The sequence below is a fragment of the Vibrio sp. R11-SG3-ISO3-SZ genome, assembly GCF_059834345.1.
Genome location: NZ_JCBDGX010000187.1, coordinates 1 through 16,028 on the forward strand (window position 1 = coordinate 1; position 16,028 = coordinate 16,028).

Genomic DNA, 16,028 nt, shown 5'->3' on the forward strand with positions numbered 1-16,028 from the left:
GCGCATCGGCGCGGGGCTCAAAGAAAACAAACGATGGGTTTTGCTCTAACAGCTCACGCACCGTAGCTTCATCGTTGGCCATCACCCACTCTTTGATCGCTTTCATCGACATGTTTTCGCGAGCCACGAGTCCGCGGTCAATCAGAACTCGACCGATGCTCACATACGCTTTGTTGTTTTTACCGCCGTAGGCAAAATACTCCAGCGTGTCGTCATCTTCAAAATGGACAAAACCGCTGCCCTGAACTTCCATCAAAAAGGGGTCAATAAGATTCGCGGCATACCCAAGTTCGAGCCCTTGTCCTTCCAAAGCGCCTGCATAGATTTGCGCGCGAGTTGGGCAGTCTTGGCTGCACTCAGGTTTGCCATACACTGGGTACTTAAAGACATCATTCGGTTGATGACGAAGTTCCATCACTGGTGAAAAATACCCGGTAAATAGCACGTTACCCTGCTTATCCCCGCCCCCTAATTGTGCTGCCTGAATGCCGTATTGGCCAAGCTCTGTCGGCTCGCCACTGAGTAAAACCCACTCGTTTAGCTTGTCATAAAGCGGTTGATAGAGCGAAGCCATACTTGGTGAGTTGATGACCACTTGCTCCGCCTGACGATGAAATTCGGTGAAATCTCGTGGTTTGTCGGACACCACTATATCGGCTGGATTGAGCACATTGGTCAACTCGCCATCGAGATACTGCTGAGCGCGATCGGTTGGCTGGGCACAGCCAAACAAAACACCGGCCGCAAGCAGAGGTAAGATTTTTTTGAGCACGTTGGTTTTCCCTTATTGTCGTTGGCGTTAAGCATGGCAAAGTGCCTGGAGGATAGCAACGAAAAAGCGTTAGCGAATGTTATGCTGGTATTTGGCGTCAAGACGATAGATAGGTTGATAATGAGGCTGTGAAATCAACTTCATTTCAGAGAACTCTTGATTGAGGATCTGAAAGCGCTTGGTGTCATCACCGAAACGGTATTCAAAGAACTGACCATCAAAGGCAAAATTGGTATCCACGACCCGCCCGTTGATCACGACACCATTTTCATTGAGGACGAAACGATCCGTCGCATACCCCGCGACATTTTGCTCAATCCAAGTACCGTAAAGGAAAGACTTAGGATAAGTGACCTGTAAGTAATATTGATAGAGCTGCGTGCCCAGCAGCGCAACCACTAACGCAAGTCCGGCAGCCATCAAAAAGAAGCTGCGCTCTTTCAGTTTGTTTTTTATCGCGCCGTTTGCGTCGATGTTACTCTTCATGAATGGGTTCCAAACTTGCTCTTAATAGTAAGTCTTAGACCAAAATGCGCACTTTGGCGAGTCTAGCCAAGGTCACTGTTTGCTTTCCATCTCAAGAAAATCCGCTCGAGATAAGAAAAGCACTTGCCGAAACAAGAATAAAATTGCAATATTTCCACATACTAATTCACTTGTAACTTTGGACGCTTCTGTGAAAATTCGAAATACCGCCCTTGTGAAAGGGTTCAGACAATCGGCACCTTACGTCAATGCTCACCGCGGTAAAACCATGGTAGTGATGCTCGGAGGCGAGGCCGTCGCAGATGCAAATTTTCCGAATATTATCAGTGATCTTGCTCTTCTTCATAGCCTGGGCGTGAAAATCGTCGTCGTCCATGGAGCAAGGCCACAAATTAACGACATTTTGCAGCACAATCACAGCGAAACCCCCTATCACAAGGGAGTACGAGTGACGCAAGAAACCAATTTGAGCTACGTGATGCAAGCAGCCGGCCAACTGCAACTGGCCATCACGGCGCAGTTTTCCATGAGCATGAGCAACACGCCGATGGCGGGAACACAGCTCAACGTCGTCAGCGGCAACTTTATTATTGCCCAACCGTTGGGCGTCGATGATGGTGTGGACTACTGTCACAGTGGCCGCATTCGGCGTATTGATGTCGAAGGCATCAATCGCATGCTCGACCATGGCTCCATTGTGCTGCTTGGCCCGATCGCCAGTTCAGTGACCGGCGAGTCATTTAACCTACTCTCGGAAGAGTTGGCTACACAAGTCGCCATCAAGCTCAAAGCCGATAAGCTGATCGGTTTTTGTTCTGAGCAAGGGGTCATTGATGCCAATGGCAATGTCGTGGCAGAGCTGTTTCCTAAAGATGCCGAGGCCATTTTGTCCTCACTGGAAACGGAAGCCAACCCTAGCAGCGACGACACTTCTGGGACACTGCGTTTTTTGCGTGCTGCCACCAAAGCCTGCCGCGCTGGAGTGCCACGCAGTCATTTGGTCAGTTATAAGGTGGATGGCGCGCTGATTCAGGAACTCTTCTCGCTTGATGGTATCGGTACCCAGATCGTTCATGCCAGCGCTGAGCAAGTGCGAATGGCGGACATCAATGACATCGGTGGCATACTCGAGCTGATTAGGCCACTGGAAGAGCAAGGAGTACTGGTCAGACGCTCTCGTGAACAACTAGAGCAAGAGATTCATCAGTTCACCATCATAGAAAAAGACGGCTTGATCATCGGCTGTGCGGCGCTTTACCCCTACCCGCAGGAAAAAATGGCCGAGATGGCCTGTGTCGCGATTCATCCAGAATATCGTGATGGTAACCGCGGCCTGCTGTTACTTAACCACATGAAACTGCAATCCAAAGCACAAGGAATTGAGAAGATTTTTGTATTAACCACTCACAGTTTGCACTGGTTTAGGGAGCAAGGTTTCTTCGAAATGGGCGTTGAGTGCCTACCTTCTCAAAAACAGAATTTGTACAACTATCAACGCAAATCAAAGATTTTAAGTATCAAACTTTGATTTTTACTGCCGTTTTTCTCATTAGGAATGAAGGGAAAAACGGCAGTTGCCAAGATTTTCAAAACTAAATTATTAACTATTTTAATAGGTTAACCACCGAGCTATCGATTTTTATCGATAAGCACTTTATTTAATATATTGGATTGGTTAACATTTGCGCTCCCGATTCAGGGGCTCTATGGACTTACCTTCACTTACGACCTGAGAGAACTCGGCGTAAGTCGCACGGATTGCTTGAAGTAGATAAACACGATACTAAGAGCATATAACTTGATGAAAACCATCATCTGTAACTCGATTCAAAGTTTTTGGGATATGGCAGACAACGAACTGTTAGCCGGGCTCGACGTACATTGTGTCTTCCCTGTCACAGAAGGGTTGAAGGCGTTTATCCTCAATTACCAAGAAAAATACGCGATTCGCAGCATCTCATTTACTCAAGCGCTGTAACCGACGGCGCTCGACGCTGCCCAAGCGCAGCCAGCAATCAGGGACGATTGCTCATCCCTTCTCTCACCTTACTCTTTTCCCTTCAAGCGCTGTGTCAAACCACTGGCCCGAACCGTTCGCACTTTTATTCCTCTTGCCATTACTGACTCATCCACATATAGACTTAAACGTGACTTAGCGCGAGTGACGCCAGTATAAATGAGCTCTCGAGTTAAGATAGGGCTGAACTCCGGTGGCAAAATCATCAAGGTATGATCAAATTCACTGCCCTGCGATTTGTGAATCGTCATCGCGTAGGCGGTTTCATGTTCGGGTACACGGCTGGGTAACACCGCCTTTACGCTGCCATCTGGCAGTTCAAAAAAGACTTTCAGCTTGTGCCCTTCTTCGTCAGGATCACGAATGCACAAACCGATGTCACCATTGTAGAGGCCTAACGCGTGATCGTTGCGCGTCACCATCACGGGCCTACCGTGGTACCAAAGCTCATCTTGTACCTGAATCAGCTTGCGCGCAGCCAAAGCGCGCTCAATACGGGCATTGAGCCCTTGCACACCAAAGTCCCCTTCTCGAACGGCGCACAACAAACGACAACGTGCAAATGCCGATAACGCCTTACGAGCGAGCGTATTGAGATCTTCCTGCGCCTGATTCGCCTCATTTAACAGCGCAAGGTAGCCGCGATACTCTTCCACCAGAGATTTTATCAGCTGTTGGTAGTGCTCTGTGTCGATAGGGTACTTGGCAACATCCTCAAACCCTTGCCGCCAAACTTGCTCAACCTTGCTTACGCCTCCCGAGTTGATGGCTTTGGCCAATTGACCAATCCCCGAACGCGCATCGAATCGATAACTCTTTTGCAGCATGCAGAGACTGTCCGCCATCCCTGATTGGCTGGCGCTTGCTCCATGCGCGAGTGAATCAAACCCTGTCAGTTGGGCGAGTAGTTTGCCCTGCAAGGCGCTATATCCCTCTTGATGGAAAGAGCAGATGTCCCCCAATACCGCGCCCGCTTCCACTGACGAAAGCTGATCTTTATCGCCAAGTAAAATCAGCCGAGCCTGCTTGGGCATCGCATCCACCAGCTTATGCATCATAGAGAGATCGACCATCGACGCCTCATCGACGACCAAAATGTCCAAATGCAGAGGGTTATCGTGATGATGGCGAAACTCGGCACTGTCTGGAATCGCGCCAAGCAAACGGTGAATGGTGCTGGCTTGTGTCGGTATGGCCGCTTTCAACTCTGGACTCACCGCCAATTGCTCCACCGCTTGGCCAATCGATTCAGTCAGGCGCGCGGCGGCCTTTCCTGTCGGCGCCACCAATTTGATGGTTGGCACATGACCATGGATGCGTTCTTGTTTTGCTTGCTCAATCAAGGCGGCAAGTAGCTTGGTCACGGTGGTTGTTTTGCCTGTACCGGGTCCACCAGAAATCACAGCAAATCGACGAGTGAGCGCCACCGCCGCCGCCACCTTTTGCCAACTGACGCATACCGCTTGGGGGACGAGCTTATCTAAAGCAGACAACTCGGCCACAGTTTTGGCCTGCTGGAGTATTTGGCCTATGGCAACCCAATCGAGCTCATCAGGCGTAACCACATCTAAATGGTCACACACTAATTGCTGAATTATGACGGGGGTTACCGACTGACTTTTTCTAATATTGTCAAAAAGATAGCGATAATTTCTCGCAAATAGATGGTCAAGAAGCTCGGTCAACTTCGCTTGCTCATCAGGCTTTAGGATCATAGGTAACCCAAAGCTCAATAAGCGTTCGGATAAGGTCGTTTCATAATGCCAGAAACGGTGCAAGTAGAGTCGCTCACCATCGAACATCAAAGGAAGCGGCTCACCCGCACTCCCCACCCAAGGCGAATTCGCTAAATGGGCAGCCCAATCAAATGTATGTAAGGTCTGATTGAGGTTCAGCGCTGCCTCGCCATACAAACCGAGCTTGTGTGCCAGATCCGCCTTTTGGCCATTGGCATCAAAAAGGGGTAAACAGATATTGCCTTTCGCCTGCTCTGCACTGGTCAACCCAGCGATAAACGCCAGGTGGTCATCGTTAGACTGATGATGGATAAAACGCGCAAATTGGTAGTCCAACTGGCGAATCATGCCTTTTGCTGCCAAGAGTTGCAGCTGTGAAACAAGTAGCGCCATGTCTAGATCAACTCCCCTTGGCCCGCTGGGTTAAATTTGGTTTCAATCGGTTTACCCTCTATCAATCGATCTAAATCCTCCAACATGGCTAAGCTCGGTTTCGCCGAAAAAATGCCGTGTTCGCTCTGGCCATCCATACCGCGTAAAAAGAGATAATAGACACCGCCAAAATGGTGTTGATAGTCGTAATTCGCTAAGCGGCTGCGCAAGAAACGGTGTAGGGCTAAGGCATAAATCTGATACTGGAGATCGTAGCGATGATCGGCCATCGCTTGGTTAAGGGCCTCACCGTGATAATCACTGACGTCACTGCCAAGGTGATTCGACTTCCAATCCAGTACGTAGTAGCGGCCTTGGTGCTCAAACACCAAGTCGATGAACCCTTTTAACATGCCGCGCACTGTTTGGAAGCCGAGCTCACCTGCGCGCGCGGACAGGGTATCGTGACGCGTGATCACTCGATTCAGGGATGGCGCGTCTAAAACGGTAATGGGCAGTAAAAACTCCATCTCCACCAAACGCTGAGATGGCCCTTTTTCATTCAGTCGCAGTGCATCACCATCTAAGGGCGTCGCTAGCACGGTATCGACCAACGATTGCAATACAGGAAGCCAGCTCTCATCCAACTGCTCCGCTTGCAATAGCGATTCGATGATGGCGCGATTGTGATCGCTATGGGCAGACTCGGTAAATTCAACATCTTCAAATAACGTATGTAAGAAAGTGCCCGGCCTTGCGCCGCGGGGAAAGGTGAAAATCGACTTTTCTGGTTCAGTGAGTGACGCTTCGTCGTGATCCTGCGCCGAGTCCACATCAAGGCGCAGTACATCCTCAAAGCCTTGCGCCGCATGACTAGACGATTGTTTGACGAGACCGGAATAACTGGTGATGCGCCAATAGCGGTCCAGTGGTGTGGTAAATGCTTTGGCGTCAAGTGGCGGCATCTCTGGTGGCGTAATCATCAGCGGCTGAGCGTGCGAATTTGGCAGATCCGCCACAGCAACACAAGCCAACGCCTCACTTTGCCGGCCAAGCGCCTTGGTCAAATCTGAGATGCCCCCCTCTTGGCCATCTTGCAGTAAATAACCCATCGCACTTTTGTGTATGCCCGTCGGCTCTTTGGTCGAGCGACCATTACGCAGTGGTGCGGCGCCGACAAAACAGCCATATACCGCACGCGTCAATGCCACGTAAATCAGACGCAGATCTTCTGCAAGACGCTCGTTATCCGCGAGCGCCAAAGCCGCGCTTTGCCCCGTAATATCAAGCATAGTCACATCTTGCTCAGCATCGTAATACTTCGCCTCGCTCGCTTCACGATAGCTCAATGCAAACGGCAGAAAGACTAAGTCGTACTCCAACCCTTTTGATTTGTGGATGGTGACGATCTGCACCAAATTACGCTCCGATTCCAAGCGCTGAATTTGCTCATCACTGCCACCAAGCCCTTGCTCCGCATCGCTGATGGATTGCGCCAACCAACGCGACAAGCCATGATCGCTGTCGAGTTCACCACTCATCTGTTGCAACAACTCACCCATGTGCATCAGATCCGTCAAGGTTCGCTCACCGTTTGGCTCTTCTAGCAGGCGCTCTGCAATATGACGCTTGCTGATCACGCTGCGCAACATCGGCAATACACCGCGTTGCTGCCAAAGTTGGCGGTAACCTTTAAACTCATTGATCGCGTTTTCCCACTCGTTTTCATCGTTGTTCAAGCTATCGAGTGTTGCCGCATCAAGGGCAAACAGTTCGCTGGCTAAGCACGCTCTTAACGCTCTGTCGTACTCGGGCGTCAGCACCGCTTGCAATAGACGCTGCACATCGCTTGCAACAACAGAACTGAACACACTGTCTCGATTGGAGAGATAGACACTGGCAATGCCTTGATCGGCCAGCGCTTGTTTGATCATCCGACCTTCATTCCCAGTGCGCACCAACACAGCAATATCACCGGCCTCAATCGCCTGCTCGCCTTTCGCGCCTACCAACATGGCCTCATTATTAGCCGCAGCCTGAAGAATTGTCTGGATCTGGTTGGCCGTCGCACTCGCCATCGCCTCAAGGTACTCACCTTTGGTCAGCGGTTTATCTTCGGCTTCTTGTAACCAATACGTCAACGCAGGTTGTCGTGTGCCGCTTAAAGTCCAACCTTTGAGATCAGAGCCCGGAGAAGCGTTGACGGGATGAAAAGGAATATCTTGATCGTAGATAAACGGGCTTTGTGGCATTGAGAACACTTGATTGACCGCTGCCACCATATCGGCGCTTGAGCGCCAGTTCGTGCCTAAAGTGAAATGCGACGTCACTTGTTGGCGCGCTTTGATGTAGGTAAAAATATCCGCGCCACGAAACGCGTAAATCGCCTGTTTCGGGTCGCCAATCATAAACAGACCACACTCAGGACGATCTAGGTAAATACGACTGAAAATACTGTATTGCAGCGGGTCGGTATCTTGGAATTCGTCGATCATCGCAACGGGATAGAGAGTGCGAATGCGCTCACGCAGCAACTCAGTATCATCAAGGTCGATCGCCGCAGAGAGCTGAGTCAACAAGTCATCAAACGAGAGCCACTGCTTCTGAGCTTTGGCCGCTGCCAGCATTACGCGGCAATGCTCTATCGCATGAGCCAACATCGGCGCTTTCAGATCCACCGGGTGAGCGAGGTGCGCTTCAATACGTGCAAATAACGGGTGCTCAGGCGCTTGGCCTTTCGGTGTTTTTTCAAGCAGTGCGTTTTGCGCAAACTTCTCCAGCGCCGTAGGTATCTCATAGTTTGTCGTTGCCTGGGCTGCCCAGGCAGAAACACTCTCTATCCAGGTCGGTAGCGATTTTTTACTGTAACTGCGCTTATTGACGTCTGACTCGTTGATGATCGCCAGCACCTCGTCTTGATGCGCTCGCCAAAGTGCCTTTAGTTCATCAATTTGAGCCAGATTACGCTCATGCAGCTCCGCTAAGCTGCCCTGCATTGCAGGCACGCTTAACGCCAAAGGTGCACCAGTCAAATAGTTCGAAATCGCGGCTAACAGCTCATTCGGCGCCCGCCAAATTCGGCGAATTTCACCTGCCAGTTGCGGGGGTAATGGATAGAAATTACGCCGCCAATAATCTGCGACCACTTGCGCTTTTAAATGGCTTTCATCAGTGACAAATTCATTGCTAAATCGACTGCCTGACTCAAACGCATTTTGCGTCAGCATCCGCTGGCAGAAACCATGAATCGTGTAGACGGCGGCTTCATCCATCTGCCTTTCCGCTTGCAGCAATATTTGCGCAGCTTGAGCGTGAGCCGTCACCGCTTCAAGCAAAGGCTCGATCACTGGGTCGCTGCTTTGGCCACGAGCAAAAGCAAGGCGCGCGTCATGAATACGCGCCCTGATCCTATCGCGCAGCTCCGCCGTGGCAGCCTCAGTAAAGGTCACCACCAAAATCTGATCCACAGTGAGCGGATGCGCGTGCCGAGTTTGCTCGTCGCCATGCCCGAGCAACAAGCGCAAATAAAGCCCTGCAATGGTAAAGGTTTTTCCTGTCCCAGCGGAGGCTTCAATCAGCCGAGCACCATGCAATGGAAAAGTCATCGTATCGAGTGCGGTCGGTGTGATATCACCACCACTAGAAAGAGTGGAACGAGACGATGCGGTCATAAAATTCTGCCCTTTAACTGTTCGAGTTCACACATTGGCTCAATCGAACATTGTATGAATTCATGGATGTTTCACCTATCACGATTCAGCTCGACAATATTAGTGCTAATACTCAATGTGATCCGGTTAATAAAACGCTATTTTATCTGTTAACCCCATAAAAATACGGGGAGTTCTGCGATCTTACTCACAGCAGCCTATAGAGTGAGTCGTTAGTATTCGCAGCACGAGTTGAGGCAGTGTGTCTGCCCATCAACCCAACAAATCATGGTCCCTCTGACCTGTGGCCGTACAGCGAACGCCCTACACTATAATGATTTTCTGGCGGCCACTTTACCTTCTATTATTTTTTACTTTTCATCTTCTATTTTTGCTCTTCATCTTCACTCCCCCTCTACGACACATCGGCAGCATCTTGTGCAGCGAGACGAGGTGCTTGAATGACGCGAGCAGCCAATGTACGAACTCGAGCGGCCAGTTCCTCATCCCATTGCGGCCAAATACGACGAATATAACTGTCGTTGCCTTCGCCACTCGACATGTAGCCATCATTGAACGTATCGGCCATTTTTTTCAGCGATTTGTCTTCATCGTCCGCCCACTTTCCGCGACTAAAGCCCGCCTCTATCGCCGCTAAAGCGGTACGGGGGAAATAAGGTAAAGGCTCACTCATGCCTTGGTAGTAAAGACCCACCAGCTCATTGAGTAGTACGTACGCTTGCTCACGAGACTCTAGTGCAGGGTAGATTAGATGCTGCGCCCCTTCTTTTTTGTCATAGCCGATCAGGTGAGTGCGCAGCGCACGACCACTGGCGGCCATGGCCAAATGATCAAGCCAAGCGAAGAGATAGTCTTGAGATCGAATCCGCCCAGTACGAAAACGCACAAGCCCAGATTGGTACACTTGAGTCAACCAGCCGACCAGCTGTACGGGTTTGCCATCGCCAAGCACATCCAACGTGAGAGTGACTTCATGATCCTCACAAGGCGCTTGACACAATCCGTGCAAGGTTTTCGCTAACTCTTCACTTTGCACTCGGTTGGTTTCAAACTCAATGTCACCAAAGGCGCCAATAGGCAAACGCCCTTCGGCGCGATGCTTCGCCACACATTGCGCCATCAAGCGACTAGGATCGCGATCAGCTAATGTGTGAGCGGTCAGCAGTGTCGTAAGCAGCTCATCGCGCAACTGATAGCTTTCCAGTCCGCCCAGCACAAAGGGCTCTTCATCGTTCATCACAGGTTGCGGCGGCTCAAACGTCACCTTTAAACGGCGGTTGAAAAAGTACTGAACAGGCAGGCGCCAAAAGCGTTGCAGCTCGACTAAATCCAACTCGAGTGGAAAATGCGCGCCGAGTAAGTAGTCACTCAACTGACGCTGAAAATCACCACTTTTTTGCCCCTGGCGCAAGGCGGCAGGTAACCACTCTTGAGCGTAACTTGCCCGCTCGCCAAGAAACGCCTCAGCGCTGAACGGCACCATGGGATGAGACGTGCTCAAGTGGTGAACAAGGCGCGAGCCGGACTCATCACAGCTTAAATCTGAATCGCCTTCCAAACAGTAGTTTTGATGGCAGTATTCCATTAGCTCAGAGACCAACACCGATGGCATGCGCGGCGTGTTGTCTTGAATTGAGCGCCCGACATAACTGATGTAGAGCGTGTCCTGCGCCGATAACAGCGCCTCTAAGAAAAGGTAGCGGTCGTCATCTCGGCGCGAACGGTCGCCATGCTTAGCGCGACCATTCATCAAATCAAACCCTTCCGGCGGCACAGACCTTGGGTAAACGCCTTCATTCATCCCCAATAGACACACAGTCTTAAATGGGATGGAGCGCATCGGCATGAGGGTGCAGAAGTTGACTTGGCCGGCAAGAAAGCGCTGACTTACCCGCGTACCAGAGAGTTTGTCGCGCAAATATTGCGTCACAATCGCAGCAGAGAGCGGTGCACTGAACGCGGCATCATTCAGCTGCTCTTTAAGCATCGCCAACGTATCACGAATGGATTTGAGCGCCGCTTCACCATCCAAATCCACTAAAAAGAAATCATCCAACAGTTGAGTCAGCACTTCGCGCCACTGATCCACACCCTGGCTCTGCGCTAACTTAGCGCGATAGTGAGCAACGGTTTCAATATAGTGAGCCAGTTTGCCCGCCAGTTCAGCGCCAAGACCTTGAACTTCGTTGAACGGCGCCAGTTCACCTTGTTCGGTGTTCAGCAGCCCTGCTGATGCAGGCATCGCATAGCCCAGCAACATGCGGCTGATACCAAATTGCCATGTATTTTGGCCAGTTTTAGGCAAATCAAATTCTTGCGCGGTGTGGCCGTCGAGCCCCCAGCGAATCCCCGATTGTTCTACCCACTGTTTTGCGCGAACAAACTCGTTATCGTCGAGACCAAATCGCGCCAAGATCGCTGGTGTTTCCAGCAATTCAAGCAGCTCCGAGGCCAAACAGCGCGATTGCGGCAGCATGGTCAATAATAAGAAAGCGTTCAAGATCGGGCTTTCTTGGTTGGCACTGCGATCCGAGATAGAAAAAGGGATGAATCGTTCACCCGGCGCATTGCCAAACACCGCTTGAATGGCCGGACTGTAGGCATTGATGTCCGCCACCATCACAATCACATCACGCGGTTTGAGCGACGGATCCGCTTCAAACATTGCCAACAGTTGATCGTGCAGCACTTCCACTTCTCGCATTGGGCTATGACAAGCATGTAAGGTCAGTGAGCGGTCTTGCAGCGAAACGCGACGTTTATGGTGGCTGGTGTCGAGCAACGTATCATCTTGATGCTCTTCAAGATTGAGGATATCGGCCTGCAGTTCGTGCAGTAATGAGTCTCGCTCGATATTCACAAAGGCTTCAATCTCATGGGATTCCAATTGAGAGAGCAGATACATGTTGTCGCGCCCCAACTTGCCCATTGAGGCCAGCAAGCTGTTCCCCACCACATCGGTGTGCAGCTCATCCATTATATTATCTTCAAGACTACCTTTGAGCGGTTCGCTCTCGCCTTGCCACTCTGAGTGATCCTCTTGCCACACCAGATGCTTGCGCCGCTTCGCCGCCAATTTTGCTAAGAATTTACGGTCACGGACCTCCCCCCAATAGTAGCGACACGGATTGGTGAACATGAGGTGGACATCAATGTGCTCACCAATGGCTTTAAGCGCATCCATATAGCGAGGCGGTAAAGAAGTGATACCAAACACAAACAAGCGTTTAGGCAGATGGTCAAAACCACCCGTTCGATGTTCAAGCGCTTCGATAAATTCTTGATAGAGGTTGGCACGATGGTAAGGCGATTGCCCTAGCGCCAGAGTCTGATCGTAGAGCGCTTGCCAAAGGATGGGTTGCCAAGGATGTTCATCGTGTATTTCAGCGACACCTTGCCCCGCCTCCCAACTGGCGATCCACTCAGGTCGATAAACCAGATACCCATCAAAGATGTCGGCAATTTTTTCTGCCAATTGATAGCATTTACTGCTGTCTTGATCGTCAGCCAAGTAACGGCGTAACGGTTCAAATTCGTCCCTTTCTAGCTGAGATGGCAACACTTGCATCAACTTCCATGTCATCGCCTCTTTATTAAACGCACTGCGAGTCGGCACATCGGGCAAGACCTGGGTAAACAAGTTCCAGATAAAGGTCGCGGGAAGAGGAAACTCTATGTTTGCAGCCACGCCGAACGCTTTCGCCAGTTCCATTTTTAGCCATTGAGACATGCCGGGGCTCTGAACCAAAATCTGCTCGGCTTCAAACGGGTTCTCAAGCGGCTGATGGCGAATGAGCTCCACCAACAAAGATTTCAACACATCGACTTGATTGGAATGATAGACAGTAAACACAAGGCGCTCACATGATAAGAGGACGATAGGGTGAGATTAGCATAAGCCGCCCGTAAGAGAGAGTATTTGTAACCATCTGATATCGTTCAAACAAAAATACCCATGGGCGCGAGCCTCATGGGTATTATACAAATCAATGTCGAGTTACTGGCCAATCAAATCTTTGTATGCAATGGTCTTGCCTTGAGGTTTCTCATTGGCGAGTTTAGGCTTCGGTGCACCCGGTTGAGACAACCAGTACTCTCTGTCCTTTTTCGGATTCAGTTTAGGTCCACACTCACCTTGCGCTCCACTGCGCTCTAGGCGTTGCAATACGCGATCTTGCGCTTCAGCTAATCCATCCAAAGCCTCTTGTGGCGTTTTCTCGCCACTGGCAGCTTCAGATACGTATTGCCACCAGAGCTGAGCCAGTTTCGGGTAATCTGGAACATTAGTCCCTGTCGGGGTCCATTGTTTGCGCGCATCACTGCGGTAAAACTCCACTAAGCCACCCAACATCGGCGCCGCATCGGTCATAGCTTGCGAGTTGATGTCCGATTCACGAATAGGTGTTAACCCTACAAGCGTCTTCTTCAAACTGACCGATTTTGAGACAACAAACTGAGCATATAGCCAAGCAGCTTGGCGACGATCCACTGGCGTGCTGTTGAGGAAGGTCCAAGCGCCAGCATCTTGATAGCCGAGTTTCATGCCCTCTTCCCAGTATGGTCCACGCGGTGACGGGGCCATGCGCCATTTTGGCGTACCGTCTTCATTGACGACTGGTAACCCAGGCTTGGTCATATCCGCGGTGAAGGCGGTATACCAGAAGATTTGCTGGGCAATTGCGCCTTGAGCGGGCACAGGTCCAGCTTCACCAAAGGTCATGCCTTGCGCTTCAGGTGGCGCATATTGTTTTAACCAATCTACATATTTCTGTGTCGCATATACCGCCGCAGGACCATTGGTCGCACCACCACGTGCAACATCAGAGCCGACAGGACTGCACCCTTCGATACGTATTCCCCACTCATCAACAGGTAAACCGTTAGGGATGCCTTTGTCACCCGCCCCAGCCATCGAGAACCACGAGTCTGTGAAACGCCAACCCAATGATGGATCTTTCTTACCATAGTCCATATGACCGTAGACACGTTCACCATCAATAGTTTGTACTTTGTTGCTGAAAAACTCGGCGATATCTTCATACGCTGACCAGTTCAAAGGTACGCCAAGCTCATACCCATACTCTTTTCGGAATCGATCTTTTAAATCATCACGCTCAAACCAGTCTGCGCGGAACCAATACAAGTTAGCAAACTGCTGATCTGGCAACTGATATACTTTTCCGTCAGGTCCAGTCGTAAAGTCGAGCCCGATAAAGTCATCCAGGTCTAAATAAGGGTTGGTCACACTCTTCCCTTCACCCTGAATAAAATCCGATATCGGAACCACTTTGCCGTAGCGCACGTGGGTACCAATCAAGTCAGAGTCATTAATGTAACCGTCATAGATGTTGCGTCCCGTCTGCATTTGCGTTTGCAACTTCTCAACCACATCCCCTTCTTGAATCAAGTCATGATTCACTTTGATACCTGTGATTTCGTAGAAGGCTTTCGCCAATACTTTGGCTTCATACTCATGCGTCGTGATAGTTTCCGATGCGACATTGATCTCCATACCTTGGAACGGCTTGGCGGCGTCAATGAACCATTGCATCTCTTGTTCCTGCTCTGAACTGGACAAAGTCGATGGGGTAAACTCTTCACTCATCCATTTTTTTGCTGCCGCCATGTCTGCGTAAGCACTCGGAACCAATGCCAGCGTCCCTAAAGAGAACGCTAAGCAGTGTGCAAGGTACGATTTTCTAATATCCTTTTTCATTATTGTTTCACTCCAGATTTGAGTCTTCTCGTTTTCGTCAGGAGAGCCCTCATACGATTTAGCTTCCTTCGGTTCACGTCGTTATTGGTAGTACTCGCGATCTCAAACGACCACACACTGTCTGTCACGAGTGATGGTGCAATCTGTTGTTATCCCCATTTCAATACTGTGCCTAGCCAAATTACGCACAACGTAAATGGCACCCAAATGGATAAGTCTGTTAGCCCCACAAACCCCAAGTGAAAAAATGCAGAGCTAAGCAAACCAATAAATAGTCGGTCACCTCGTGTTGTCGATATAGGAAGAAACCCTTTTCTCTCCACGCACGGAGAACGGATCTCTCGAATTGTCATGGTGAGCAATATCAAAGCGATACCGAGAAAAAACAGCGCCGACGGTGTTGTCCAAGCCATCCAAGCCATGTGTGCCTCCTTACACTCGTCCGAGGGCGAAGCCTTTCGCCACGTGGTTACGAACAAACCAAATCACCAAAATACCGGGCAAAATGGTCAACACACCAGCGGCGGCAAGCACCCCCCAGTCAATCCCTGACGCACTGACCGTGCGCGTCATAACGGCAGAAATAGGTTTGGCGTCAACGGATGTCAGGGTTCTTGCCAACAACAGTTCCACCCAGCTGAACATGAAACAAAAAAACGCCGAGACACCAATACCAGAACGAATCATCGGGAGAAAAATCTTGATAAAGAATTTCGGAAAACTGTAGCCATCAATGTAGGCGGTTTCATCGATTTCTCTTGGCACGCCCGACATGAAGCCTTCTAGAATCCATACTGCTAATGGCACGTTGAATAAACAGTGCGCCAACGCGACCGCGATGTGGGTATCAAAGAGTCCCACGGACGAATAAAGCTGAAAGAATGGCAATAGAAAAACAGCAGGTGGCGCCATTCGGTTGGTAAGCAACCAGAAAAATAGGTGCTTATCGCCGACAAACTTGTAGCGAGAAAACGCATACGCTGCTGGCAGTGCCACGGTGAGCGTGATGACCATGTTCATCACCACATAGGTGATAGAGTTGACGTATCCCATGTACCAACTCGAGTCAGAAAATATGGTGTGGTAGTTCTTAAACGTCCAATGTTGAGGAAAGAAACTCAAGCTACCAAGGATTTCCTGATTCTCTTTGAATGACATATTGAGCAGCCAATAAATCGGCAGCATCAAGCATAAGATATAAAGCGCTAAACCAATGATCTGCGTATAACGTGTGTATTTGGATTTGGTCTTATTCATA

Annotated in this window: 10 protein-coding genes; 2 read left to right on the forward strand and 8 right to left on the reverse strand. The window is 50.1% G+C overall.

What is annotated here, in order from left to right:
• Both mltA and AC6R1O_RS19400 read right to left on the reverse strand, forming a co-directional pair.
• The coding region (gene mltA / locus AC6R1O_RS19395; RefSeq protein ID WP_500657650.1) for a murein transglycosylase A at positions 1-772 on the reverse strand (772 nt) is incomplete at its 3' end.
• 69 nt (positions 773-841) lie between these two features.
• Complete coding sequence (locus AC6R1O_RS19400; protein WP_334551322.1) at positions 842-1,258, reverse strand: DUF2850 domain-containing protein; 417 nt, start codon at positions 1,256-1,258, stop codon at positions 842-844.
• 190 nt (positions 1,259-1,448) lie between these two features.
• Here AC6R1O_RS19400 and argA point away from each other — a divergent pair, with 190 nt between their 5' ends.
• Together argA and AC6R1O_RS19410 are read left to right on the forward strand one after the other, a co-directional pair.
• Positions 1,449-2,786 carry an amino-acid N-acetyltransferase gene (gene argA, locus AC6R1O_RS19405; RefSeq protein WP_500629230.1) on the forward strand — a complete coding sequence of 446 codons (1,338 nt, stop codon included), beginning with the start codon at positions 1,449-1,451 and terminating at the stop codon, positions 2,784-2,786.
• 273 nt (positions 2,787-3,059) lie between these two features.
• Complete coding sequence (locus AC6R1O_RS19410; RefSeq protein WP_334551325.1) at positions 3,060-3,236, forward strand: hypothetical protein; 177 nt, start codon at positions 3,060-3,062, stop codon at positions 3,234-3,236.
• 68 nt (positions 3,237-3,304) lie between these two features.
• On the opposite strand, the gene recD is transcribed toward AC6R1O_RS19410, so the two are convergent.
• The 6 genes from recD to AC6R1O_RS19440 all read right to left on the reverse strand — a co-directional run bounded on the left by recD (position 3,305) and on the right by AC6R1O_RS19440 (position 16,027).
• Entirely contained in the window at positions 3,305-5,404 is a 2,100-nt protein-coding gene (recD, locus tag AC6R1O_RS19415; RefSeq protein ID WP_500657651.1) for an exodeoxyribonuclease V subunit alpha, read from the reverse strand.
• A 2-nt stretch (positions 5,405-5,406) separates the two neighbouring features.
• The gene (recB, locus tag AC6R1O_RS19420; protein WP_500657652.1) at positions 5,407-9,054 is read right to left on the reverse strand and encodes an exodeoxyribonuclease V subunit beta; all 3,648 of its coding nucleotides are present in this window, start codon (positions 9,052-9,054) and stop codon (positions 5,407-5,409) included.
• Between the two features lie 394 nt (positions 9,055-9,448).
• Positions 9,449-12,907: an exodeoxyribonuclease V subunit gamma gene (gene recC / locus AC6R1O_RS19425; RefSeq protein ID WP_500657653.1), complete on the reverse strand. Its 3,459-nt coding sequence runs from the start codon at positions 12,905-12,907 to the stop codon at positions 9,449-9,451.
• A 144-nt stretch (positions 12,908-13,051) separates the two neighbouring features.
• Positions 13,052-14,770, reverse strand: a complete 1,719-nt coding sequence (locus AC6R1O_RS19430) for an ABC transporter substrate-binding protein (protein WP_500633746.1) — start codon at positions 14,768-14,770, stop codon at positions 13,052-13,054.
• Positions 14,771-14,919: 149 nt separating this feature from the next.
• On the reverse strand, positions 14,920-15,192 hold the full coding sequence (locus AC6R1O_RS19435; protein WP_500633745.1) for a DUF2160 domain-containing protein: 273 nt from the start codon (positions 15,190-15,192) through the stop codon (positions 14,920-14,922).
• A gap of 10 nt (positions 15,193-15,202) precedes the next feature.
• On the reverse strand, positions 15,203-16,027 hold the full coding sequence (locus tag AC6R1O_RS19440) for a carbohydrate ABC transporter permease (RefSeq protein WP_334551334.1): 825 nt from the start codon (positions 16,025-16,027) through the stop codon (positions 15,203-15,205).
• Between the last annotated feature and the right edge of the window lies 1 nt (position 16,028).